Annotated in this window: 23 protein-coding genes; 9 read left to right on the forward strand and 14 right to left on the reverse strand. The window is 40.4% G+C overall.

Going from position 1 to position 21,742, the window contains the following annotated elements; genetic code table 11:
- The first annotated feature begins 4 nt into the window (after window positions 1-4).
- Window positions 5-760: an amino acid ABC transporter ATP-binding protein gene (locus AC504W_RS22170; protein WP_494874371.1), complete on the forward strand. Its 756-nt coding sequence runs from the start codon at window positions 5-7 to the stop codon at window positions 758-760.
- 19 nt (window positions 761-779) lie between these two features.
- Here AC504W_RS22170 and AC504W_RS22175 read toward each other — a convergent pair whose 3' ends face one another.
- Complete coding sequence (locus tag AC504W_RS22175) at window positions 780-980, reverse strand: hypothetical protein (RefSeq protein ID WP_245894818.1); 201 nt, start codon at window positions 978-980, stop codon at window positions 780-782.
- Window positions 981-1,139: 159 nt separating this feature from the next.
- On the reverse strand, window positions 1,140-1,808 hold the full coding sequence (gene lipB / locus AC504W_RS22180; protein ID WP_494878723.1) for a lipoyl(octanoyl) transferase LipB: 669 nt from the start codon (window positions 1,806-1,808) through the stop codon (window positions 1,140-1,142).
- Between the two features lie 435 nt (window positions 1,809-2,243).
- On the opposite strand from lipB, the gene hpf reads away from it, so the two are divergent.
- Window positions 2,244-2,894, forward strand: a complete 651-nt coding sequence (gene hpf, locus AC504W_RS22185; RefSeq protein WP_494874372.1) for a ribosome hibernation-promoting factor, HPF/YfiA family — start codon at window positions 2,244-2,246, stop codon at window positions 2,892-2,894.
- A gap of 119 nt (window positions 2,895-3,013) precedes the next feature.
- Here hpf and AC504W_RS22190 read toward each other — a convergent pair whose 3' ends face one another.
- The 4 genes from AC504W_RS22190 to AC504W_RS22205 form a co-directional block, all read right to left on the reverse strand.
- On the reverse strand, window positions 3,014-3,472 hold the full coding sequence (locus tag AC504W_RS22190; RefSeq protein ID WP_494874374.1) for a peroxiredoxin: 459 nt from the start codon (window positions 3,470-3,472) through the stop codon (window positions 3,014-3,016).
- Between the two features lie 84 nt (window positions 3,473-3,556).
- On the reverse strand, window positions 3,557-4,105 hold the full coding sequence (locus AC504W_RS22195; protein ID WP_494874375.1) for a 1,2-dihydroxy-3-keto-5-methylthiopentene dioxygenase: 549 nt from the start codon (window positions 4,103-4,105) through the stop codon (window positions 3,557-3,559).
- Window positions 4,106-4,492: 387 nt separating this feature from the next.
- Window positions 4,493-4,942, reverse strand: a complete 450-nt coding sequence (locus tag AC504W_RS22200; protein ID WP_494874377.1) for a tellurite resistance TerB family protein — start codon at window positions 4,940-4,942, stop codon at window positions 4,493-4,495.
- A gap of 179 nt (window positions 4,943-5,121) precedes the next feature.
- Window positions 5,122-5,259 carry a hypothetical protein gene (locus AC504W_RS22205; RefSeq protein ID WP_062294792.1) on the reverse strand — a complete coding sequence of 46 codons (138 nt, stop codon included), beginning with the start codon at window positions 5,257-5,259 and terminating at the stop codon, window positions 5,122-5,124.
- Between the two features lie 608 nt (window positions 5,260-5,867).
- On the opposite strand from AC504W_RS22205, the gene ygfZ reads away from it, so the two are divergent.
- The gene (ygfZ, locus tag AC504W_RS22210; RefSeq protein WP_494879419.1) at window positions 5,868-6,851 is read left to right on the forward strand and encodes a CAF17-like 4Fe-4S cluster assembly/insertion protein YgfZ; all 984 of its coding nucleotides are present in this window, start codon (window positions 5,868-5,870) and stop codon (window positions 6,849-6,851) included.
- A 30-nt stretch (window positions 6,852-6,881) separates the two neighbouring features.
- Here the strand turns inward: ygfZ and AC504W_RS22215 are convergent, their stop codons facing one another.
- The 3 genes from AC504W_RS22215 to AC504W_RS22225 form a co-directional block, all read right to left on the reverse strand.
- The gene (locus tag AC504W_RS22215) at window positions 6,882-8,297 is read right to left on the reverse strand and encodes a DICT sensory domain-containing protein (protein ID WP_494874379.1); all 1,416 of its coding nucleotides are present in this window, start codon (window positions 8,295-8,297) and stop codon (window positions 6,882-6,884) included.
- 375 nt (window positions 8,298-8,672) lie between these two features.
- Window positions 8,673-10,175, reverse strand: coding sequence for a UDP-N-acetylmuramoyl-L-alanyl-D-glutamate--2,6-diaminopimelate ligase (locus AC504W_RS22220; protein ID WP_494874380.1), 1,503 nt, complete (start codon window positions 10,173-10,175; stop codon window positions 8,673-8,675).
- Window positions 10,176-10,207: 32 nt separating this feature from the next.
- Entirely contained in the window at window positions 10,208-10,513 is a 306-nt protein-coding gene (locus AC504W_RS22225) for a glutaredoxin family protein (protein WP_096580027.1), read from the reverse strand.
- A gap of 159 nt (window positions 10,514-10,672) precedes the next feature.
- Between AC504W_RS22225 and rpiA the strand changes: the two genes are divergently transcribed.
- Window positions 10,673-11,380, forward strand: coding sequence for a ribose-5-phosphate isomerase RpiA (rpiA, locus tag AC504W_RS22230; RefSeq protein ID WP_096580028.1), 708 nt, complete (start codon window positions 10,673-10,675; stop codon window positions 11,378-11,380).
- 94 nt (window positions 11,381-11,474) lie between these two features.
- Here the strand turns inward: rpiA and AC504W_RS22235 are convergent, their stop codons facing one another.
- The 3 genes from AC504W_RS22235 to AC504W_RS22245 all read right to left on the reverse strand — a co-directional run bounded on the left by AC504W_RS22235 (window position 11,475) and on the right by AC504W_RS22245 (window position 13,865).
- Window positions 11,475-11,906, reverse strand: coding sequence for a DUF6918 family protein (locus AC504W_RS22235; protein ID WP_494874381.1), 432 nt, complete (start codon window positions 11,904-11,906; stop codon window positions 11,475-11,477).
- Between the two features lie 216 nt (window positions 11,907-12,122).
- A complete protein-coding gene (locus tag AC504W_RS22240) occupies window positions 12,123-12,281 on the reverse strand; it encodes a hypothetical protein (protein WP_494874382.1) in 159 nt (52 codons plus the stop codon).
- A gap of 72 nt (window positions 12,282-12,353) precedes the next feature.
- Window positions 12,354-13,865 (reverse strand): phytoene desaturase family protein, encoded by a 1,512-nt coding sequence (locus AC504W_RS22245; protein WP_494874383.1) that lies wholly within the window; start codon window positions 13,863-13,865, stop codon window positions 12,354-12,356.
- A gap of 105 nt (window positions 13,866-13,970) precedes the next feature.
- Here AC504W_RS22245 and AC504W_RS22250 point away from each other — a divergent pair, with 105 nt between their 5' ends.
- From AC504W_RS22250 to AC504W_RS22260, 3 genes are all read left to right on the forward strand, one after another.
- On the forward strand, window positions 13,971-14,753 hold the full coding sequence (locus AC504W_RS22250; RefSeq protein WP_494874384.1) for an ABC transporter ATP-binding protein: 783 nt from the start codon (window positions 13,971-13,973) through the stop codon (window positions 14,751-14,753).
- A gap of 16 nt (window positions 14,754-14,769) precedes the next feature.
- A complete protein-coding gene (locus tag AC504W_RS22255; protein ID WP_494874386.1) occupies window positions 14,770-16,209 on the forward strand; it encodes an MlaD family protein in 1,440 nt (479 codons plus the stop codon).
- Between the two features lie 249 nt (window positions 16,210-16,458).
- Window positions 16,459-16,866, forward strand: a complete 408-nt coding sequence (locus AC504W_RS22260) for a hypothetical protein (RefSeq protein WP_494874388.1) — start codon at window positions 16,459-16,461, stop codon at window positions 16,864-16,866.
- Between the two features lie 205 nt (window positions 16,867-17,071).
- Here the strand turns inward: AC504W_RS22260 and AC504W_RS22265 are convergent, their stop codons facing one another.
- A complete protein-coding gene (locus tag AC504W_RS22265; RefSeq protein WP_494874389.1) occupies window positions 17,072-18,304 on the reverse strand; it encodes an acyl-CoA dehydrogenase family protein in 1,233 nt (410 codons plus the stop codon).
- A 189-nt stretch (window positions 18,305-18,493) separates the two neighbouring features.
- Here AC504W_RS22265 and AC504W_RS22270 point away from each other — a divergent pair, with 189 nt between their 5' ends.
- Complete coding sequence (locus AC504W_RS22270) at window positions 18,494-19,843, forward strand: AAA family ATPase (RefSeq protein ID WP_494874391.1); 1,350 nt, start codon at window positions 18,494-18,496, stop codon at window positions 19,841-19,843.
- The gene (locus AC504W_RS22275; protein ID WP_494874392.1) at window positions 19,840-20,499 is read left to right on the forward strand and encodes a DUF4435 domain-containing protein; all 660 of its coding nucleotides are present in this window, start codon (window positions 19,840-19,842) and stop codon (window positions 20,497-20,499) included. The genes AC504W_RS22270 and AC504W_RS22275 overlap by 4 nt, the downstream gene beginning before the upstream one ends.
- A gap of 30 nt (window positions 20,500-20,529) precedes the next feature.
- Here AC504W_RS22275 and glsA read toward each other — a convergent pair whose 3' ends face one another.
- Window positions 20,530-21,519, reverse strand: a complete 990-nt coding sequence (gene glsA / locus AC504W_RS22280; RefSeq protein ID WP_494874394.1) for a glutaminase A — start codon at window positions 21,517-21,519, stop codon at window positions 20,530-20,532.
- Between the last annotated feature and the right edge of the window lie 223 nt (window positions 21,520-21,742).

A 21,742-nucleotide genomic window follows, 5' to 3' on the forward strand; every position in this document is an offset into this window, starting at 1 on the left:
GGCTATGAAAAATTCTAACCCTATCATTATTTTTGAAAATATTGAAAAAAACTTTGGTTCCCTGAAAGTTCTCAAAGGAATCACAGGCGAAATCCAGTCAGGGGAAGTTGTGGCGGTGATTGGTGCTTCTGGTTGTGGTAAAAGTACTTTACTGCGATGCTTCAACCGTTTAGAAAGGATTGAGCATGGTTCTTTGGTAGTGAATGGGATTGAATTATCTCAATCTCATTTCAACAATCAACAACTGCGCCAACTGCGAACCCAAGTGGGGATGGTTTTTCAACAATTCAATTTATTTCCCCATCTCAGCGTCTTGGAAAATTTAACACTTGCGCCGCGGAAAGTTTTAGGCAAAACCGCCAAAGAAAGCGCCCAACTCGCGGGTTTATATTTAGAAAAAGTGGGTTTATTTGATAAAGCCTCAGCTTATCCCGAACAACTATCTGGCGGACAAAAGCAAAGAGTGGCGATCGCCCGTAGCTTATGTATGAATCCCCAGATTATGCTATTTGATGAGCCTACCAGCGCTTTAGATCCTGAACTTGTCGGTGAAGTTTTACAAGTTATGCAGCAATTAGCCGCCGAGGGAATGACAATGGTAGTCGTCACCCATGAAATGCAATTTGCTAAAGAAGTCGCCCATCGGGTGATATTTATGGATAAAGGTGTTGTCGCCGAACAAGGTACAGCTTACGAAGTGATCACAAATCCGCAAAGCGATCGCCTGCGTACCTTCCTTAGTCGCCTCGACAAAGTATGAAATATGAAATTTCATACTTTTACAAAAATTCCCGCAAGAAATCAAACGGATCATCTTCCCAACAAGGTTCAGGAGTTCTCAAGTGCAAATTGTTGTTGATATCAGCTTCAATTTCGTCGCTATCTTCTCTGTCAAAAAGTTCTATCAACGCTTTCCAGTCGCGTTGTCTGAGGGAATTTAACACAGGTGCATACATTTGTAGATTGATTAGAGAGTTCACACGCAAGATTTGAGTTGATTCCTGTAACAAATTTGTCGCCTTGTTGGTAAACCACCATATTTTAACTTGGTTAGATATAGAACAAAGTCACATTGATGGATACTAAGTAGTATTTCAAACGAAATCAACTGTCACCAGAAAAAAATTGTTAAATTGCCATTATTCAGTGGATTCTACGACATCAACACCAAACACGTCTGCGAAACATTGAACAACATGAGGACGCACCTCTTCGCAGGTAATATCAGGAACCCATTCCGCTAAACTAGCGACTGGTTTATCTGCAATACCGCAGGGGACAATATGTTGAAAGCCTGTCATATCAGGACAAACATTGAAAGCAAAACCGTGCATAGTAATCCAACGGCTGACTTTAATGCCAATTGCGGCAACTTTGCGATTTTCTAACCATACACCAGTGAAACCAGTCAAGCGATCGCCAGTCAAACCATAAACTCCTAACACGCGAATAATCACTTCTTCCAGTTGACGCAAGTACCAATGCAAATCTTGACAATGACGTTGCAGATTTAAAATTGGATACCCCACCAGTTGACCGGGACAATGGTAAGTCACTTCGCCACCACGCTCAACTCTGTAGACATCAAAACCTTTGTTATCAGGGTCAAACTTGAGAAATTCTGGTGTCGCTCCCTGTCCCAAAGTATAAACAGGGGGATGCTCTAGCAAGATTAGCACATCATCTAGTTTAGGGTCTTGAATGCGTTCTGCCAGAAGCGATCGCTGCCATGCGTGTGCATCTGTGTAAGACATCAATTTTTTGTTATATAACAAACAGCGGTTAAGAGGTGGTCTACTACGGATCATGTCAAAAATCAACTGGAAGAATAATGAAATATGTTGCAAGTTAGATAGTTGCACAAAATAATTGTCAAGCTATGCAAAGGATTTTAAAGGAACATCAAGGGAACCTGCTACAGAAAATACAAAGTGCTAGTTTGAATATATAAATAACCGCAATGGTCTTAGGAGGAATTCTCTGCAATAAGCATCACGCCAAAACAAGAGGAAAGAATGAACTGGCTGATGACTCTAAGAATTAAGATACAAGCGCAGATATCCACTGACGATATGAATCAAGGGAACGCGTGAAAATTGAAAGTAGCAAATTTAGAGCAAACTCAGCAGTACATCAAACTACAAAAAAACTTGTTTTGGCGACAGTTATAGACCTTACCGCAACTTCCTTTCTCACAAAAACAAACTCACATCACACATCACATATAGAGCGGGAGAGTTTACATGAAGCTTGTCATCCACGGCAAAAATATTGAAATCACCGAAGCAATTAGGGATTACGTGCATCAAAAGATAGAAAAAGCGGTTAGTCACTTTCAGAACATTACAAATGAAGTGGATGTCCACCTAAGCGTAGCCCGCAATCCCCGAATTAACCCGAAACAAGCAGCTGAAGTCACTATCTATGCAAATGGTAGTGTCATCCGTGCCGAGGAAAGCAGCGAAAACTTATACGCCAGCATTGATTTAGTCGCAGATAAAATAGCACGTCAATTACGCAAATATAAAGAAAGGCGGCAAGATAAGAAAACTCATGCTCAATCTACAACCGAAGTAGTTGTACCAGAACCAGTTGTACCAGATTTAATTGGCGATCGCACTCCCGAATTACCTAGCGAAGTCGTCAGGACAAAATATTTTTCCATGCCACCAATGACTCTGGAAGAAGCATTGGAACAATTACAATTAGTGGGACACGACTTTTATATGTTCCGCAATGCCGAAACTGGAGAAATTAATGTGATTTACGAACGCAACCACGGTGGTTACGGCGTAATTCAACCGCGGAATAATAACGGCCATACCAACGGTAAAAACGGTAAAGCCGCCCAAAACAACATCATTATGCAGGAGAAATCACACTCGGTTAAATGAAGAGTGCTGAGTTGAAAGTGCTGAGTGCTGAGTTGAAAGACCGCCCCTTGTGGGCGGATATTTACAATAATGCTGTACACTGAGCGCAGTCGAAGTGTACAGCACTCAGCACTCAGCACTCATTTCCTGAGAGTTTGCAAAGTTTTCAGCGCTTCTGTAACGTGTCCTTGAAAGTTCAACATCGAATCAAAGACATACTGCACTACTCCCTGTTGATCAATAATATATGTCACGCGACCAGGGAACAAACCAAAAGCCGCAGTTGCACCATATTGCTTACGAACTTGGTCTCCTTGATCACTCAAGAGAGTGAATGGTAAATTATATTTCGCTGCAAATCGCTGGTGAGATTCGCTGGAATCACCACTCACACCAATCACTTCAGCACCAGCATCTTTAAACACTTCATATTGGTCGCGGAAGGCACAAGATTCGGCTGTGCATCCAGGTGTGTCATCTTTAGGATAAAAGTACAGTACAACAGCTTTTTGACCACGGTAGTCTTTTAAGCTAATTGCTGCACCATTTTGAGCAGGTAAGGTGAAATCAGGAGCAATATCTCCAACTTTAACGGCCATAGGTATTTCAAAAATTGCGATCGCATATTTTTAACTATGAATGATATTATGCCGTTTTCCGAAGCATTGCCGACAAAGTTAGTGCTACTTGTTGAGGGAATCGCTCAATTGAGTACCTGTGTAGTTGGGAACCCAACCCTCTACAGATGTAAAATAACGCACGGCTTTAAACTTTAATGATGCTGTCAGACTACACCAATGCTCTACACCCGCAGGGATAGAAATGTAGTCTTGAGATTGAACTAAAAGCTGTACTTGGCTACCATCAGGTCTGACAAAGCCAAAAATCATCTCTCCTGCTAAGACATACAACGGTTCAGCCGCAGTGTGTGTATGGTAACGACTATATGTATCCAGCAGCATCTTCAGATTAGGCACACCTGGATGCACATTTAGCAAATCACACCAGAGAGAACCATTTTCTTGTTGGAGAAATTCAAAGACACTGTTATGCAAGTCAACAATGTAGTCTTTTTCTAAAGCATTTAAAACATCCTGTTCTAGGAGATTGGCGAACAGCAGCGATGTTCCTGGATCATAATGCTTGAGATACACCCCAACAGGCGCAAGTTCACGCACTATCTCACTTAAATCGCTCTCGACTGTACCATCTTCTAGTAATAGGATCGCCATGACAAAAAAATTTATAATTAACTGTTAAAAAAAGTATACTCAAATTTGACACAATAAGCCACAATTGCCTATCGGCATACTGGAGTATTTGTATCTATTATATAAATATAGAATCATACACCAAAAGTGACTCATTCTTGATTTTAAATAAAACTAACCAACAAAAAAACAGATTAGGACAGTTTGAAAATCCCCAGATTCAGACACAGTAATATCCAAAGCGTGTCTTCTTGTTTTCTGCGATAAAATAACTGTGGTGGCAAGTTATGCTGACTAACATAACTATTACAGTGTGCTGATTAATTTTAAGCAGCCAAATCTATCTTGAAGTAAGTCAAGTTAGAGAAAATCACAGAATATACTTAGATGAGTTAGACTACGTTAAACTCATAAGCTCTGATTTTTTACCATTAAAACTTGCAAGATTTTAATAGCACTATCACGAGGAATATCTAAAGCCTGATAAAAATCGTTTAAAAAATTTTTTTCTTCTTCTGTGACTATACTTTGGGTCATTACCAAATCAGCAGCGACAGCGAAAGCAACTTCTCTGAGTTCTGGTGATAAAGATTCTTTAGCTGCATTAAATAAAGCATTAAAACCATCATACCGAAGAATATTGAGGTTTTTTTCTAACAGATTCTCAATGAGATCTTCGGAATAATTGCTAAAAAGCTTGAGTCGTGACAATACAGAAGATATACTACGCACTTGTTGTTCTGAAAGAAAATCCTCTGAAGTAACTGCGATCAAAGCAATAGCTGCAAAAGCTTCAGATGATGTCAATTTTTCTGGGGTTTGGTTTTCTTTCCTAAGGATTGTGTCTAATGAATTCATGGTTTTTGCTCCTGGATTTGGGTCTCAGTAGCGTACAGTTACCTGTAGGTTCTGAACTTGCAGGTAGTTCTGCAACGCTGTGAGACTTTCAAAATCTAGTGTTCCCAGGATTTCTTTATGGCGAACATTTACTTGCACTTGGTGATTTTTGGCAAGTAATCCACCTGCAAGGTCAAAAGTTAGCGTTCTCCTGTTTTTTCAATTGTTTCTATCACTGCCAATCCTATACCAGAAGCTGCGATTAGCAGGACTGCTGATAGCAAATAGGCGTTAGTAAGCATCCGAAGGGCATCATCAAAGAAAATATAGGTGGTCATTGCGTCACCTTTGAACTCTGTGTGGCTAGTAGTACTTATTTTTCAACACGCTGACTATGATTCCCGCTGAAAAATTCCTAGCAATTGCATCTTAACAAAACTTTAGCTCCTCAGTCAGAGTTTTCTAAATTTTTCTTTCTGAAGATTCTGTAAATTTCAGCAGAATTTGGTAAATAAAAATACGGAAAATTTTTAATATAGAAAATTAAGCTGTCTAAATAACCGCAAAATTAGCTATTAAATTAGTAAGCTAAATAACATATAACGTTTATTTGTGTATAATTTTCAGTTGCTAAATAACCATAAAATGCCTCTTTTTGAAGCAAAATAGACGTTAATACTACATAATATTGTCAATTACATACTGGTGAGCAAAGTTGTAGTAAATTAATTTTTAACTTTTAGCTGTTTTTTTCAATAAATTTTTTGATTAGTTCATTACTACTAGGGGTACAAAAGATGATTAAGCTGCTAGTCGTAATTTTGAACCAAATTTTGTAAAGAATTGTAAATAATGTTGAGAGTAATGCCTGTCATTGAAGCGGTAAACCTGGATTTGCTAAGATTTCCAGTGCGTAAACTTTGAAACAGAGCAACTTTTCACTATCATGCCAACATCAACAATTGACGGTAAAGACGCAGCAGCTATCCAAGCCGCAAGAGAAAGAGTGGCTGTGTGCGATCGCTCTTTTTGGGGACGCATTCGCGTTGCAGATGACGACCGCATCCGCTTTTTACACAATCAAACTACTAACGATTTTCAAAGCCTACAACCAGGGCAAGGTTGTGATACGGTGATGGTCACATCCACTGCCCGCACAATTGACTTAGTGAGTGCATATATTCTTGATGATGCAGTACTGCTGCTAGTCTCGCCCAATCGTCGAGAGTTTTTAATGCAATGGCTAGATCGCTACATCTTTTTTGCTGATAAGGTGCAGTTAACCGATGTCACAGAAGAAACTGCAACCTTTAGCCTGATTGGCCCAAATAGTGATGCCATTATCGAAAAATTAGGTGCTGGGGCAATTATTGGTCAAGCAGACAGCAATCATTTGTTAATTGATGGTGGAGTGATTGTAGCTGTAGGTAGTGGCTTGGCTTTACCTGGATATACCTTAATTCTGCCAGCTACCGACAAACAAAAAGTGTGGCAACAAATTTTAGAATTTGGGGCTGTAGAATTAAGCGATCGCGCTTGGGATACGTTACGCATTATTCAAGGAAGATCAATCCCAGATGCAGAACTAACAGATGACTACAATCCGCTGGAAGTGGGTTTATGGCAGACTATTTCTTTAAATAAAGGTTGTTACATTGGGCAAGAAACCATAGCGCGCTTAAATACCTATAAAGGAGTCAAACAAAACCTATGGGGAATTCGCCTCAGCGCCCCAGTGGACGTTGGTAGTGCGATCGCCCTTGGAGATGAGAAAATTGGTAAGCTTACTAGTTATACCGAAACCAGTGATGGTTACTTTGGACTCGGTTACATCCGCACCAAAGCCGGCGGTATTGGCTTAAAGGTAAAAGTGGGAGAAGTTGAAGGTGAAATTGTGAATATCCCATTCGTCTCTCATGAGTATCCGTAAACTCTTTGCGTGAGACTTAAAAACTGGAAATTATTTAAACGGAATTTTGTGGCGATTTGTCACTAACTGAACTGTAAAAGTAGACCCTTCATCTAGTTTACTTCTCACGGAAATAGAACCTCCACAGCGCCACAATAACCGCTTAACAATAGTTAGACCTAACCCAGCACCACTCAAGTCCTCAGTGGTTCCTGAACGCACCCGATAAAAGCAGTCAAAAATTTTGCCAATTTCGGTTTCCGCAATGCCAATACCTGTATCACGGAATTCTAACTGTACGTAATCTCCTAGAACACGCGATCGCACCCAAACTTGCCCACCTTTAGGGGTAAATTTAATGCTGTTATGTAGCACATTAATTACTATCTGTTTCAGTCCACCTGTGACACACCAAACGTCTGGTAGTTCTGTAGGTACAGTGTAGGCCAGCATAATCCCTTTTTCTTGAGCTACAGGCTGGTAGGTGCTAACTACTCCGGGTACGATATCCGCTAGACGAACTAATTCTAGGCTTGTGGCTTCTAAATTATGCTCTAGATTGACAAGATCTAATAGACCAGTAATGAGGATACTCTGGCGATCGCACTGAGTATTCAGCATTTGTAAATATCGTTGTCGCTGGGGCGGTTTAAGTGTAGGGGAATTTAACAGCGACAATGCTGTTTTCATGTGTGTTAAAGGTGTTCGCAGTTCCTGACATACACTGCTTAAATAATCATCTTTGAGTTGCTCTTTATTTTGCAGCTTTTGATTTTGGACTTGTAACTTAGCAATACGTTTATTAGCAATTTGACGTTGAATGGAATTTTGGCGTTGGAGTTGTTTTGCCAATAGTTGACTGATGAGTGCTGGTTCGGTTGTACTTGGGTAAATCAATTCAGCCGGAAAAACTTCAGATGATTCCGGTGCAGCCACCTGTTTTAGACTATCTAAAACTTGCTGAATTATTCTGCCTTCCATTGTCATTACCGCTAGTAATGACGGAATTTTACTGGTCTTGGTTTTATTAGAGTGGCGGTTTTGATTTCTTTTCCGTGGTCGCCGCGCCACAATTAAACTACAAAATTGCGGCGCGGATACTATAAAAAAGTATTCTCGCCGTAATTGATAGTTTGATAATAGTTGTACCCAATTTGGCTGAGTTGGGATAGTTTCACCGATAACTTTTTCTTCTTCCCCAGTATTTATTTTCTCTATTCGACAAATATTAATCACTCCAGTTTCACGCATCGCAGATTGATAACGTTTTAATTCTGCGTGCCAAATTTTTCCTGGTGGTAACTTAACCCAAAAAGTTGCGGTAATTTGCTGTTCAATCAATAAATCGATTTGCGACCTCAACAGCGATAACATACTCGCAGGATTGCTTGGCAATGGTTGAGGTGGTGTTTCCACTCCCAAAGCCAACTGATATACGGATAGCTCCTTACGCAGAGAATCATTCATGAGTCAAGCACAACAAGGAAGAAATAATTATGTCATTGATTGTCAATTTCATGTAAGTGATTGTTACAAAAAGACTACGTAAAATACATTAAGTTATAAACGAGTATTGGTGAGGAAGAAAGTATGAAGTGCGAAACAATGGCTAATGTGAATTAGATGGCGAAATCCGAGTAATTTCGTTGATGATTCTAACATTATGGTTTTGGACAAGCCCACAAGCCTGATTCACAATTTCATACTTCATACTAGCCTGCGGCAAGCCCTGACGCTCGAAGACTTGCTACTGCTTCGCTAACGGGTTCAGCAGTTGCTTCAAGTCGGGGAACCCGCCCAACGCACTGCTTCACCGCTAAAAGCGTCTACATACTTCACACTTCACACTTCATACTTTATTCTTGCGTGTAAAGCCTCCCGTGCGTGTTCTCGGTCATCAAAGTGGATTTTTTCTGTACCGAGAATTTGGTAGTCTTCATGACCTTTGCCTGCTAACAATACTCCATCACCCGGTTGAGCTTGTAAAATTGCGGTACGAATGGCCGTAGCCCGATCGCAAATTACAGTCGGTTGCACAGTGTCGGGAATTCCGGCTAAAACATCTTGCAAAATTTTTTCTGGGTCTTCGGTGCGAGGATTATCGGAAGTGACAACAGCCACATCTGCTAACTCTGCGGCGATTTTACCCATTTTTGGGCGTTTAGTGCGATCTCGATCGCCACCACAACCAAACACGCAAATCATTTTACCGGGAATAAACGGCCGTGCAGCTTTGAGTAAGTTTTTTAAGCTATCGGGGGTATGGGCATAATCAACAATCACGCTGATATCTTGTTGCGGACTAATTTGCACTCGTTCCATCCGTCCCGGAACCCCAGGAAAATCACCAATTGCAGCGGCGATTAACTGTAAATCTAGTCCTAAATGTAAAACTGCGCCCACCGCAGCCAAGACATTTTCTAAATTATATTGACCAACCAATGGTGAACGAAACGCCACTTCACCCTTTGGTGTATGAAGAATACCACTCACACCATTGGGCTGATAATTTAAATCGCTCATCCACAAATCAGCATGGCGATCGCTGACACTGTAACTCCAAACTTGTTCTGATGGTAATCGGGCGATTAATTGTTTACCGTAGGAGTCATCAGCGTTGATTACTGCCTTTCCTTTGAGATATTCGGGGCTAAATAACAACGCCTTCGCTGCGAAATAATCCTCCATATCGCTGTGATAGTCCAGATGGTCTTGGGTGAGATTGGTAAATACTCCCACCTCAAACGGACAACCCAAAACTCGACCTTGCGCCAAAGCGTGAGAACTCACTTCCATTGCGCCAAATTCACAGCCAGCATTGACAGCTGCTGCCAACTGCTGTTGTAGTTCCACAGCAAAAGGCGTAGTGTGAATAGCAGTCTGTACAAAACCCGGCCAGCGAGTGTATAAAGTCCCCATCAAAGCCGTAGCGAGATGAGCTTTATTCAGAAGGAATTCAATCAGGTGGGTAGTGGTTGTTTTACCGTTGGTACCAGTAACGCCAACTAATTTGAGTTTTTGTCCGGGATAATCGTAAAAAGCCGCTGCTATTTGCGCGCAAGCTTGAGTCATATCACTAGCACTAATCACTACAGCCTCCGGCGAGGGAGGATTTTTTTCGGCAGCTTCGGCAGAAACAATGGCCGCTACCGCACCAGAGGCGATCGCACTTGGCCAAAATTCGCCACCGTCTACCCGCGTTCCTGGCATTCCAATAAATAAATCTCCCTCACCGCAAGCATGGGAGTTAGTTTTTAACCCCTTAACTTCCGCATCTGCCAAATTAGGATTGTTAGGCAATTGTGCCACATTGTTTACTGCTGCTAGTAATTCCCGCAATTTCATCTTGTGAACCTCGCCACACGCTTATCTTGCGCTTATTCTGCATCATTTTTTTTGATATTGGATAAATACTTACACAACATTTGCTGAATTTGCTGGACATTTGCACGGGGAGAAGGACGCGGTAGAGGTTGTTCAAAAGCTTCCGCACCGGGGAGATTGGCTAAAACTAGCACTGGGACTTCATATTGATAAGCTAGTAACCAATCTTCACGAGTTGTAATGTCACGAATCTCTAACTCTACAGTAGTAAAATTTTGTGTCTCTAAAATTTGTTCTAATTTTTCCTGTAAGCCCTCGCACAGATGACAACCGGGTTTACTGTATAAAATCAATCGCATAGAAGTGTGAAGTATAAAGTCAGAAATTTTTACTAATCCTAACTCAGCACGCTGCTCACTTCTGGTACCCCTAACAGCACTTTCAACTCAGAAAAAAGGCGGGATAGTACCGTCTGCCTTCTAATATGGACTATAGTCAGTTTTTGTGGAGTTTTGGGAATGACCGCAACAGATCCTGTAAAGTTAATGAAGCAAGAGGTTGGTAAAGCTGCCGCCCTATTAGTAAAATCAGGTTCAATTGTCGGTTTAGGTACGGGTTCAACTACAGCTTATACAATTCAGTATTTAGGCGATCGCCTCAAATCTGGTGAACTAAAAGATATTGTCGGTATTCCTACTTCCTTTCAATCAGAAGTGTTAGCCAAGGAATATGGTGTACCTCTCACCACTTTGGATGCTGTTGACCACATCGATATCGCCATTGATGGCGCAGATGAAGTTGACCCCCAAAAGAATTTGATTAAAGGTGGCGGTGCAGCACATACCCGCGAAAAAGTAGTTGATTATTTAGCCAGTCAATTCATTGTTGTCGTAGACAGTGGTAAGTTAGTTGACCGTTTAGGTTCTGTGTTTGCAGTCCCCGTAGAAGTTATACCAATGGCAATTACTCCTGTGACTAATGCCATTAAGCAACTTGGCGGTAAACCAGAACTACGTATGGGTATCAAAAAAGCTGGGCCAGTCATCACAGACCAAGGTAACTTTGTCCTTGATGTCAGATTTGACTCCATTGACGACCCAGTGAATTTAGAAAAAATCCTCAATAACATTCCTGGCGTTTTAGAAAACGGTATCTTCGTCAACTGTGCAGATGTCGTTTTAGTTGGCGAAGTTATAGATGGTCAGCCAGTAGTTAGGCAGTTGTAAAAGGGTGTAAGGGTGTAAGAGTTTTTATAGTTGATGCTTTTACACCCCATCCTTCCCTATTTTTAAATAGCCGATTCTTTACTCAGCACTCAGATTAAGCGTACTTATTAATTACCTGTGCAAAATCGGGTACAGCCTCTTCTATATAGGGTTTAACTGAACCTCTCAGTTTTTCATAAGTTCCCCGCACAATTGGCCGTGATACCTTCTTCGCTCTGGCATCAGTAATGCTCAATAGTGCGTCTGCTGTGCGAGATTTATTTGTAGCAAGGTGCGCTATTGGATCACCATTTTGTACGCCTTCATTCCACATAGGATCAAGTGCTGTAAAGCATTCTGGTAAAAGTTGCTCAACGGCGTAGGCGATATATCCTGGCTTAACTCCTTTCAATGCTGCATAAGCAGCTTTGAGTCCAATACCGCTAATACCTGACTTAGAAGTGAGTTGTGTTTCTAACAATTTGCAACAGTCATCAATAACCATTGCTCTTTTGTCTGAGTTTAAAAGTTTGTCGCTCAGTCCCATTTCACTCCTCCATGATGTTAAGGCGATCGCTGTTCTCTATTTTTCCCACAAGTAGGAAATTATAAAAAATGTTAACAGAGGCAGAGCGTTTTCGTAGCCTTGCTTCTGTATGTTGACAGAGTTTAGCGATTATGTGTAATGATTTTCAAGAGTCGGCGGAGTGGGCGATCTCTCTTTCATGTTTAATCAAGCTATGTGCTAAAACACACATACTTATTAGTGAAATAGTTGCGATCGCTGTTTTGAAAAAATTTTCACCTGTTCAATATTACGAAAGTAATTTTCTATATTTTGGCGTTTTTTATCTTCGGTTTGGTTCAAACGATCACTAAATTCAAATAGCTTTGATGCAACTTCAATTAATTGCCCTAGCATTTTTAACTTTATGCGTAAGTATTTTTATGTAAAAAAATACTTTTATAGCAGTTCTATCGAAAAGTACTTATTCTAATCAACGCCTAAATTTTTTAATAATTCTGCTGTTTGCGATCGCTCCACCAAACTATTTGCACATAAAATACCAGAAGCGGCAACTGCTGGCACACCAATTCCAGGCATAGTGCTATCACCGACACGATATAAACCAGAAATTGGCGTGTGTGTACTCGGAAACATCCCTTTACCCGCAGCGATCGCCGGGCCATAGGTTCCCTGATATCTTCGTAAATAATGGGCGTGAGTTAGCGGTGTACCGATAAGTTCCAACACTACGCGTTCTCGAATATCGGGGATAATTCGCTCTAAGGCACGATATAAAGTTTGGGCTTTCTCTTGTTTCTTGGCTTCATAACCCTCATTTCGTTCCCAGCCAGCAAACGGTTCCAGGGTGTAAGCATGAACTACATGATGCCCTTCTGGTGCGAGAGTTGCATCCCAAACACTGGGAATGGAAATCATGCAAGTATTACCAGGGGTGGTAATATCTTGGGCAGAGTTGTGAACTACAACATGATGTCCTGTTAGATTTTCTAGTCCCTCGGCACGAATACCTAAGTGCAAATGGATAAAACTATCAACTGCGGGTGTATTCAAGGCAGTTTGGCGATAAGTCGCTGGTAAATCGTCAGGACGCAGTAGTTGATTGTAAGTATCCCAAATTGTGGCGTTGGAAATCACAATTGGTGCTGACAGAATTTCCCCGTTTTTTAACCGCACACCTACAGCTTTCCCCGACTCCACGAGAATTTGCTCAACGTGACAGCCTAAGCGTAACTTGCCACCCCAACGTTCTAACCCACGTACCAAAGCATTGACAATTGCCGCACTACCCCCAACCGGATACTCTACGCCACGCCCACGTTCACCTAACATAAAAGCGACTTCTGGGGCAATTGTGCCATGTGCCTTTAAGCCAGACAGCAAAAAGCATTCTACATCGATGAGTCTGCGTACCCAAGGGTCTTTGACAGTGGAATCCATGACAGTGCCGACAGAAGACTGTACCAAAGGCAAATAAGGTAACATTTTACCTAGCGATCGCGCATAATTCAGTAATACAAAAATTACCTGCCAATCAGCCCGTAAAGCCAAAGTAGGTATATCTTTCATCCCCTCATACAAGCCTAACAACCGGGCGGCAAAATTCTGAAACTCTGCTGCACCTTGGGGTGTAATTGTTTGTAACTCCTGATGCAATCTTTGAAATTTGCTGTAAATTGCAATACTAGCTTCAGGAAAATGGTAGTGTCCTAAAGGATCATAAGGTATAACTTGAAGGGATTCCCCTAGAACATCCAGAATTTGTTTTACCGGGTTCAAACTATGGGTTCCTGAGAGTCCACAATAAAAAGAGGGGCCAGAATCAAATTCAAATCCTCGTCGTTTAAAGCTATGGGCTGCACCACCGGCAATTGTATGGCTTTCACAGACAATTACCCGCTTGCCATACCGCGCAAGCAACGCCGCAGCACATAAACCACCAATACCGCTACCGATAACTATGACATCGTTGTTTGTCATTTGTCCTTTGTCCATTGTCATTTGTCTAAATATTAATCACTTTTGACTAATGACTATTGACTATTGACTTCTGACCATTGACCCTTGAGCATTGACTTTTGACTAATGACTGAACCACTAATTGAACTGAAAGGCGTTTCTAAGTCCTTTGGTAACAATAAGGTTTTAGATAATGTAGATTTGACAATTTACCGAGGCGAAGCACTGGGAATTATCGGCCCTTCCGGTACTGGTAAATCGACAATTTTAAGAGTGATAGCAGGATTGACTAACCCTGATGAGGGTGAAATATATGTACAAGGAGTCCGGCGCGAAGGGTTGATAGAAGATAGTGCTGACCCAATTGGGATTGGGATGGTATTTCAACAAGCGGCGTTATTTGATTCGTTGAATGTGGACGAGAACGTGGGATTTTTACTGTATCAAAATTCCAAGTTACCGCGATCGCAAATTCAAGAACTAGTCAAAGAAAAACTAGAAATGGTTGGTTTAGCAGGAATCAGTCATCTCTACCCTTCGGAACTTTCTGGCGGGATGCGGAAACGGGTGAGTTTTGCCCGTGCGATTATGTCAAACCCCGAAAATCCCAAAGAAGGGCCAGAAGTTTTACTTTACGATGAACCCACAGCCGGACTAGATCCCATTGCTTCAACAGTAATTGAAGACTTGATTCGTGATTTACAAAGTATGCACGGAGTTTGTAGCACTTATGCCATTGTTACCCACCAAGATAGTACGATTCGCCGGACAGCTGATAGACTAGTGTTTCTCTACCAAGGTAGAGTGCAGTGGCAAGGTACAGTTAATGACATGGATAGCACCGACCACCCATTAATTAGACAATTTGTGAGTGGGAGCGTGCAAGGGCCGATTCAGGTTGTTGGTTAGGTGGTTGGAGGAACAAATGCGAGAATTTATCACAAACCGCTTCACTTCTAGACGAACGCTGAGAGAAGGTTCAGTGGGTTTATTGCTCTTGCTAGGACTGGGTTCCTTCGGGGTGATTATTCTGTGGTTGAATGGAGTTAGTGCCGCACGTAGCTCGTATAAATTTGTTGTCGAATTTGCCAACGCCGGGGGAATGCAAAGAGGTGCATCAGTCCGTTATCGTGGTGTAAAAGTCGGCAAAATTTCAGATATTCGTCCAAAGTCAAATGCTATTGATGTAGAAGTAGAAATTGCTCCAGCTGATCTAATAATTCCCAATGATGTCAGCATTGATGCTAACCAAAGTGGATTGATTAGTGAAAGTATTATCGACATTACACCAAGAACATCACTTACATCTGAGGTGAAGGCTAAACCTTTAGAAAAAGGCTGTAATCCCAACTTAATTGTTTGTAATGGTTCTCGTTTAAAAGGTCAAATTGGTATTAGTGTTGATGACCTGATTCGCAGTAGCACTGAATTAGCTACCTTGTACAACGATCCAAAATTTTATCAAAGAGTTAACCGACTTTTAGAAAGTTCTGCCGCCGCCGCTACCAGCGTTGCAGCCCTCAGTCAAGATGCGAGAGGTTTAACGAAAGGCTTTCAAGGACAGCTAAGTACATTTGGTGCAACAGCTAATTCTGTACAACGCGCCACAAATGAACTCACTGCATCTACCACTAAAACAGCAAATCAGTTAAGTGTAACTGCTAATCAATTTGGTGCAACAGCCAAGGAATTTGGACTAACAGCGAATAAGGCCAATCGTTTGCTGACTAACTTAGATGATTTGGTAACTACTAATCGTTCATCCTTAGTTGGCGCTCTGAATAATATTACCGAAACCAGCAATCAATTACGCACTACTGTCACCAATTTATCACCATCACTTAATCGCTTAACTCAAGGGGAAGTGATTAAAAATTTAGAAGCACTTTCAGCTAATGCAGCCCAAGCTTCTGCTAATTTACGCGATGCCACAAAAACTTTAAATGACCCCAAAAATGCTTTACTACTACAACAAACTTTAGACTCAGCTAGAGTCACTTTTGAAAATACCCAAAAAATTACATCTGATTTAGATGAGTTGACAGGTGATCCAACTTTTAGAAAAAATCTTCTTCAATTGGTCAACGGTTTAAGTGGCTTAGTTTCTTCTACACAACAAATGCAGCAGCAAGTCCAGTTTGCCGCAACTTTAGATGCTATGAAAGTAGCAGCTATCAAACAAAATATCGTTTTTCCTACACCAGTCACTAGCGAACCAACAGGTGTAATTAATCCAGCAACTACTGTTGTGAAAGGTGTAGATAAACAGTCTCAAACTACTGATTACGTAACTTTGAATTCGTCCCAAGAAAAGTTATTGCAGCAGTTACGAGAACATAGTAAAAAAAGGGAAACAGAACAGTAAATAACTATCAATTGACCAATACCAGATTTACCATTGCATCCATTACTGTCCAGATGTATCTACTTGCGGCTATATTTTTTGTTGAATTTTAGAGGATTGGGATGAAATACATCTCAAGACATAGAATTAATTTAGTTTTTTTGCTAGAAATCTCTTCTCAAGATAGTAGATATACTATCTTCAACATCCTACTCTAGTTCTCGAAGCTATTGAACAAAATACTTTTCTTTAAATTCGAGGACATGATTTATGGCTAATGAAAAATTTAAAAAAGCAGTAGATTCATCTGAAAGAGCAGAAGTAGATACGTATGACAGAGGGATTGTTCCTGCTGAAACTGCTGCTCGTAAAAAAAGAGAGGGAGAATTATATAAAACATTACCCACAGAAGAAAGAGAAGCAGATGCGCCTACTGACGACCAAACCGATGCCGAAAGCATCCACACTACAGACGGTTACACTGTAGATAAAGAAGGTTTGTTAAATAACTACGCAATTGAACCAGAAATGTACTATGAGGTTCCCGGTGATGCGCGTCAAGAAGTTGCAGAAGATACCGCACAACGCGTAGAGGAACTTCAAGAAGTCAAAGAAGATAAGGAAGGCGAATTAACAGAACAAGGTGACGAACGCGGTAGAGGCCCAGGAATAGTTTAGTCATTGAAGAGTTTAGCAGTAATATTCTGACTTTTAAATTCCATGTAGATCACTCTCACTCGCCGATTCTTTCATAAAACTCCAACCGTAACCTCTCTTAAAAAATTTAAGAGAGGTTTTATTTACAGCAGTAGAAGTATAGTAATGAACATTGTTAATTGCTAAAAACCTGAGTAAAACTATGTTTATATTCAGCACTTTCAACTCAGCGCGGGCTAAACGCCCCGCTATCGCTAACAGCACTTTTATTGAGTGCTGCTTTTCCTAAAGATTGACAAATCACATCATTTTGTGGTGTGTGAATACGGCTGCATAAAACGTCACGATAGTGTCGCTCTAAAGGATTCTTTCTGGTTAATCCTGGATTACCAATAAGTTGCAAACCAATTTCTACAGCACGGATTGAGTTGGTTGTGCTGAGATATTTTACAGCTTGTGCTTGTAATTCTACATTAGGTGCAGACTCGCCTTTGTCAAGTTCTTGTGCCAAGTTATAAATTAATGTGCGGTTAGCATATAGCAGTGCTTCGATTTCACCTACCGCTGTTTGAAAGCGTGACAAACTGGCTAATGGTGTTCCCAAATTTGACGGAGTGCGATCGCCAAGATATTCTATTAACCAGTCTCGCGCAGCTGTGGCAACTCCCAAATACAATGCGCTCAATGTCAAGCTGTTCCATACCACTGTTATGGGATCTGGTGGTGATTTAACAGAGACAGGACGAATATCTAAAGCATATTCATGGGGAATTAAGACATTCTCTAAGATTAAATCATGACTCCCAGTCGCTCTCATTCCCAAATGATCCCAAGTTTCGACAATTTGTACCCCAGGTAAGTCACGGGGAACTAAAAAATTCCCTACTTGGGGTTCATCTTCGGTTGTTTTCGCCCAAACCACAAAGTAGCGCAGAATTGGACTACCTGTTGTGTATTGCTTATGCCCTGTCAAGCGCCAACCTTCTAATGTTTTTTGGGCGGTTGTCGCTGGTAAACCGCCTCTGGCTGGTGTACCCAACTCTGGTTCTACACGGGCGGCGTTGATTAAGGCGAGGTCAGCGATCGCTTCCCGACAAACTTTCTGGTACACTTCAGGATGCCAGGAACGATTACGATTAGCTTTAGCGTGTTGTAAATAGTGCATATTCAAAACTAAAGCCGTAGAAGCATCACCACTGGCTATCCCTTCAATCACTTGACAAATACTAGTCAGCCCTAAATCCTGTCCACCCAAATCACGGGGAATAGTTAAACCCAACAGTCCCGCTTGATGCAGCGCCGTAAAATTTTCAAAAGGAAATGAACCATCTCTATCATGCACTGCGGCACGAGTCGCAAAATCTTGTGATAGGGTTTTAACTTGATCAAAAAGTGACAAAGAAGTTTCTAAGCTTTGATTTACCAAGGTTCCTAGTACTAGTTGCTGTACTTGTGACATATAGTATGTTATTAAATTTGTGTTTACAAAAGAGTCATAATAGTCTTTACGACACAAAGTAATCTTTAGCTGCTTTAGCATAGAGGAATGTCAGCTAGAAAATCCATTTTTGTGTCTTCTGTACATTCTAGAAGAATATAAAAGATACAATCAAAGTCATGAAGCCAATGGCTATAGGACTCAATGACTATGAGAATTAAGCAAATTTCCGTCAATGGCTTATTTGGAATTTTTGACCATGTAATTCCATTAAATATGGATGAACGAATCACTATCATTCATGGCCCCAATGGTTTTGGCAAAACAGCGATATTGAGAATTTTGAATAATTTTTTCAATTCTGAATATCGAGAATTGAAAGCTATTCCATTTATTAATTTTAGAGTTGAATTTGATGATAATAATAGTAGTGTTCTTGAAATAGCCATAAATCCTGAATATGCAGAAGAATCAAAAGAAAGCAATATCATGTTTAATTTATTAGAAAAAAATATAAAGAAAAATTCCTTTTCGGTCGAGCCAAGTAGTCTTTCATCCGAGAGAGAATATTCAGTGAGAGTTATTGATTCTGGGATACAACGGAGTTATTTAAAAACAATTGATATTTCTAATGAAACAATTCTTCTTTATAAAAACAATTCAGAAGGCATTCCTTTTATAAATTTCTCAAATTTGAATGCACGAGAAGAGCCTGAATGGTTAGAAGACTTGAAGGAAAACATTCATATTCGTCTTATAGAATCACAACGGTTGCTTAATTTTGTGCCTAAACTTTCTTCTAAAAAGTCTGCTGAAGTGCCTTCAATGGTATCAACTGTATCATCCTATTCTGATGAACTTGCTCAACTGATGCAGCAGAAATTTAAGGAATATGGCACAATATCTCAATCTCTTGACAGAACTTTTCCAATCAGAGTAGTCAAGCACCAGCCATCTACAGATTTAACAGATGAACAATTACGTCATAAATTAAGTGAACTTGAAGCGACTCGTTCTCGGTTAATAGAAGTTGGTCTTTTAGATAAAGAGGAAGATTCAGAAGTTCAAATCCAGCCTCAAGATATAGATGAAAGTACTAAAAATGCTTTGTCTGTATATGTTGAAGATATGGAGAAAAAACTGAGTGTTTTTGCAGAAATCGCCAGCAAAATTGAACTATTAAAGAAAATTATTAATAATAAATTTGCTTATTCTTACAAAGAAATAAACTTTAGTAAAGAGAAAGGTTTTATCTTCACCACACTATATAACTCCTCATTAACTAATTCCAAAACTCTTTCGCCAACAGATTTATCATCAGGTGAGCAACATGAGTTAGTCCTGTTATACGAACTTCTATTTAAGGTTAAACCTAAATCTTTAGTATTAATTGATGAGCCAGAATTATCACTTCATGTAGGTTGGCAAGTGCAATTTTTAAAAGACTTGCAAGAAATTACACAACTTGCAGATTTGGATATATTAATGGCGACACATTCACCAGATATTATTCAAGACAGATGGGATTTGACGGTTGAACTGAAAGGATTAGAAAAGTGAGAGAGTTTCTTTCAGTTGACCGATTTGCTAACAAAGTTAGATTACTACGAGATACGTTTAAAGGTACTTTTTTATTAGTAGAAGGCAGTTCTGATAAAACTTTCTATGAACTGCTGATTCAATCCCCAGCATTAGACAAGGTACTGGCTGAGTTTGGTTCTGAAGAAAAAATTACCCAGTTTAAGCGAGATGTCAGGTTAACATTGCTAGAAATTGGCATCTCAGTAGGTTATTTGCTGTGGATATCTCAGTCTGATGGATTAAACCTGACTTTTGAGGGTATTACATTTAGCAAGTTCATTGATGAGCAAACCCTAAAAATTAATGAACTGCGAATGATTCAAGAGGTTAAGAATAAATCTCAAGCATACTCGTTAAAAGACGAAGAGTTGCAAAAACAGTTAATTAGTCAGAAAAACAACAACCATGACCCTTGGCAAGTCTGCTGCGGTCATGATTTAGTAGAAATTCTGTCGCTTGGTTTACGTAAGGCGCTTGGTACTAACAAAGCTGCTGATGTTGAACCAAACGCTCTTGAGCGTAGTTTACGACTGGCTTACGAAGCAGTCTACTTTTGCAAGACACAACTCTACTTCAATATTCGCACCTGGGAAAGTCATAATCAGCCATTCAAGGTTTTGCGGAATGACATATAGCAGTTCTAAATAACTGACAAAAAAATCCACTCACTCCTTATTCTCTATTTTTGAGCTACCGCCACATTCAAATAGATGTAGACATAACTGCTGGGAAAGTGCTTGACACACTTCGACTCCGCGAACGCTGTTACCTCGCGCATCTAAGGGCGGCGAAAATACTCCTATACCCATTTGATTGGGGACAACTGCGAAAATTCCGCCACAAACGCCACTTTTAGCGGGAATACCGACTGTATACGCCCATTCGCCAGCAAAGTTGTACATTCCACAGGTGTACATAACGCTGAGAATATCCTTTATATATTGATGGTCTACAGCTCGTTCACCTGTGATGGGGTTAATTCCTTTGTTCGCCAATGTCGCCGCCATCACAGCTAAGTCGTGACAATTCACTATCACAGCACACTGTTTGAAATAAAGATCTAATGCTTCTTCTATATTTTGGTCGATCATGCCAAAGTTCAGCATCAGGTGAGCCATTGCGCGGTTACGGTGTCCGGTGCTGCGTTCGGAAGTAAATACAGACATATCGACAAATACGTCGTGACCAGTGTAGCGGCGAAACATTTCTAAAACGCGGTTGAGGCGTTCGGTTGCACCATCGCCTTTGATTAAGCTGGTGGTGGCGATCGCTCCAGCATTTACCATTGGGTTATATGGTCGCTTCGATCGCTCATCTAAAATAATTGAGTTGAATGCTTCTCCGGTCGGTTCTACTCCCACTCTTGTCAACACATAATCTCGCCCATGATCTTCTAGTGCTAGTCCATAAGCAAAGACTTTAGACATGGACTGGATAGTAAATAGCTGCTGGTAATCTCCAACTTCGTAAACTTGACCATCTACAGTCACGATGCAAATGCTAAATAAATCCGGGTTTACCTTGGCTAATTCTGGAATATAGTTTGCGACTGCACCCTCTTGCAAAGACTTGTACTTAGAATGCAAATCTTGGAGAACAGATAACAATGATGATGAAACTATTTCTAAATCTACTGAATTTGCTTGTTTTGCCATGAAGCTGATAGTTTATTTGAGAAAATCATAGATGATTAATTATTTCGGGCAGTCGGTTTTGATTGTAATTTTTGCTACACTGCTAAATTCATGAATATACGTCCACTGGTATTTTTTAATTTTCTCATTCTTATTTTTCTTTTAATTGTAAAAAATATTAGTTACAAAAGCACCCAATTTTTTCGCCCTTGATTGCGAATATTACTGGTTTTTAAAATTACTT

The organism is Nostoc sp. C96 (assembly GCF_059384975.1).

Bases quoted from the DNA above. Each gene is read 5' to 3' on its own strand.
- AC504W_RS22200 (WP_494874377.1), bottom strand. From the start codon at position 4,942: ATGAATTCATTAGACACAATCCTTAGGAAAGAAAACCAAACCCCAGAA.
- AC504W_RS22265 (WP_494874389.1), bottom strand. From the start codon at position 18,304: ATGTCACAAGTACAGCAACTAGTACTAGGAACCTTGGTAAATCAAAGC.
- AC504W_RS22270 (WP_494874391.1), top strand. From the start codon at position 18,494: ATGAGAATTAAGCAAATTTCCGTCAATGGCTTATTTGGAATTTTTGAC.
- lipB (WP_494878723.1), bottom strand. From the start codon at position 1,808: ATGATCCGTAGTAGACCACCTCTTAACCGCTGTTTGTTATATAACAAA.
- rpiA (WP_096580028.1), top strand. From the start codon at position 10,673: ATGACCGCAACAGATCCTGTAAAGTTAATGAAGCAAGAGGTTGGTAAA.
- ygfZ (WP_494879419.1), top strand. From the start codon at position 5,868: ATGCCAACATCAACAATTGACGGTAAAGACGCAGCAGCTATCCAAGCC.
- AC504W_RS22255 (WP_494874386.1), top strand. From the start codon at position 14,770: ATGCGAGAATTTATCACAAACCGCTTCACTTCTAGACGAACGCTGAGA.
- AC504W_RS22260 (WP_494874388.1), top strand. From the start codon at position 16,459: ATGGCTAATGAAAAATTTAAAAAAGCAGTAGATTCATCTGAAAGAGCA.
- AC504W_RS22220 (WP_494874380.1), bottom strand. From the start codon at position 10,175: ATGAAATTGCGGGAATTACTAGCAGCAGTAAACAATGTGGCACAATTG.
- AC504W_RS22245 (WP_494874383.1), bottom strand. From the start codon at position 13,865: ATGACAAACAACGATGTCATAGTTATCGGTAGCGGTATTGGTGGTTTA.
- AC504W_RS22205 (WP_062294792.1), bottom strand. From the start codon at position 5,259: ATGACCACCTATATTTTCTTTGATGATGCCCTTCGGATGCTTACTAAC.
- AC504W_RS22170 (WP_494874371.1), top strand. From the start codon at position 5: ATGAAAAATTCTAACCCTATCATTATTTTTGAAAATATTGAAAAAAAC.
- hpf (WP_494874372.1), top strand. From the start codon at position 2,244: ATGAAGCTTGTCATCCACGGCAAAAATATTGAAATCACCGAAGCAATT.
- AC504W_RS22235 (WP_494874381.1), bottom strand. From the start codon at position 11,906: ATGGGACTGAGCGACAAACTTTTAAACTCAGACAAAAGAGCAATGGTT.
- AC504W_RS22250 (WP_494874384.1), top strand. From the start codon at position 13,971: ATGACTGAACCACTAATTGAACTGAAAGGCGTTTCTAAGTCCTTTGGT.
- AC504W_RS22195 (WP_494874375.1), bottom strand. From the start codon at position 4,105: ATGGCGATCCTATTACTAGAAGATGGTACAGTCGAGAGCGATTTAAGT.
- glsA (WP_494874394.1), bottom strand. From the start codon at position 21,519: ATGGCAAAACAAGCAAATTCAGTAGATTTAGAAATAGTTTCATCATCA.
- AC504W_RS22215 (WP_494874379.1), bottom strand. From the start codon at position 8,297: ATGAATGATTCTCTGCGTAAGGAGCTATCCGTATATCAGTTGGCTTTG.
- AC504W_RS22225 (WP_096580027.1), bottom strand. From the start codon at position 10,513: ATGCGATTGATTTTATACAGTAAACCCGGTTGTCATCTGTGCGAGGGC.
- AC504W_RS22190 (WP_494874374.1), bottom strand. From the start codon at position 3,472: ATGGCCGTTAAAGTTGGAGATATTGCTCCTGATTTCACCTTACCTGCT.
- AC504W_RS22240 (WP_494874382.1), bottom strand. From the start codon at position 12,281: ATGCTAGGGCAATTAATTGAAGTTGCATCAAAGCTATTTGAATTTAGT.